Below are 1511 nucleotides of genomic sequence, written 5' to 3' on the forward strand. Positions count from 1 at the left end.
GAAACGGGGGCACCTCCAAAACCCCAAAACAAGCCAAAAGGCAAGATTGAGTCTGTACAGCAGGCTTTTGTGCTGAGAGCTAGAGGCCGATGAACGTATCCAAAGGGCCAAGTTTTGACGGCGTGGATCCCCCGGATCCCAAGCTGATCGATGCCTGCGTGCATTGCGGGTTTTGCCTGACCACCTGCCCCAGCTACCGTGTCATCGGCAAAGAGACGGACTCGCCGCGGGGGCGCATCTATCAGATGGAGGCTCTCAACCAAGGTCAAATCTCCCTCTCGGCGGCTACGGTTTCCCACTTCGACAGTTGTTTGGGCTGTTTGGCCTGTGTTACGGCCTGTCCATCGGGGGTGCAATATGACCGCTTAATTGCCGCCACCCGCCCGCAAATCGAACGCAACTACCCACGTAGCCTTTGGGATCGGCTTTACCGCCAGTTCATCTTCTCGGTGTTTCCTTACCCGGAGCGGCTGCAACCGCTGCTGTGGCCTCTCTGGCTGTACCAAAAAATGGGGATCGGCGCTTGGATCCGAAAGGGTCTGGAAAAGGTCTCCCCGCGTTTGGCGGCCATGGAATCCCTGATGCCCCCCCTGGAGGTGGAGCAACTGCTGCCCAAGCGTTACCCTGAGCGGATCCCGGCGGTGGGAGAACGCCGTTTTCGGGTGGGACTCATTTTGGGCTGCGTGCAGCGCCTGTTTGCCCCGCAGGTGAATGAGGCCAGCATTCGCGTCTTGACCCACAACGGCTGTGAGGTGGTGATCCCGCCCGTCCAAGGCTGTTGCGCGGCCTTGCCCCACCATCAAGGGCAACTGCAGCAGGCGGAAACCCTGGCCCGCCAGATGATCGATGCCTTTGCCGATTACGAGTTGGATGCCATTCTGATCAACGCTTCTGGCTGCGGGCATACCCTGAAGGAGTATGGCCACCTGTTGGCCAGGGATCCCGACTACAAGGAGAAAGCAGCCCGATTTGCCACTCAAGTCAGGGATATTCAGGAGTTTCTCGCCCAGGTGGGGTTAACGGCTCCTCTACATCCGCTACAGCCGGAACCCCTGGTGCTGGTCTACCAGGATGCCTGTCACATGCTGCATGGGCAGCGGCTCAGCCAGGAACCCCGACACCTGTTGCGGCAAATCCCGGGGCTGGAGCTGCGGGATCCCGTCGATGCGGCCCTCTGCTGTGGTAGCTCCGGCGTCTACAACCTGTTGCAACCCCAGGTGGCGGATGAGCTGGGATCCCAGAAGGTAAAGAACTTGCTTAACACCGGTGCTCAGGGGATTGTCTCTGCCAATATCGGCTGCCGCCTACAAATCCAGAAACATCTGCGCCTACAGGGCAAAGCCGGGATCCCCATCTATCACCCGATGGAATTGTTGGATCGCGCCCTTACCGCTGCGTGACGCTTTCGCGAACAAGCTACAGGGGCTGCCTCTAGTCCCCGATCTGCTGAACAATTGGTTACTTTGCGGAACCGAAATAGCCATTAAACTAAGCATGTTGGCCGCGGCTAT

General features: G+C 58.8%; 1 protein-coding gene. It reads left to right on the forward strand.

Translation table 11 applies throughout. From position 1 onward, the window contains the following. Positions 1-89 precede the first annotated feature (89 nt). The gene (locus NW820_RS12325) at positions 90-1400 is read left to right on the forward strand and encodes a (Fe-S)-binding protein (protein WP_414352176.1); all 1311 of its coding nucleotides are present in this window, start codon (positions 90-92) and stop codon (positions 1398-1400) included. Positions 1401-1511 lie beyond the last annotated feature (111 nt).

It is taken from the genome of Synechococcus sp. R55.7 (genome assembly GCF_047461955.1).
Classification (GTDB): Bacteria; Cyanobacteriota; Cyanobacteriia; order Thermostichales; family Thermostichaceae; genus Thermostichus.

What these genes read in the sequence shown, in the direction of transcription:
- NW820_RS12325 (WP_414352176.1), top strand. Translation starts at nt 90, where the DNA reads ATGAACGTATCCAAAGGGCCAAGTTTTGACGGCGTGGATCCCCCGGAT.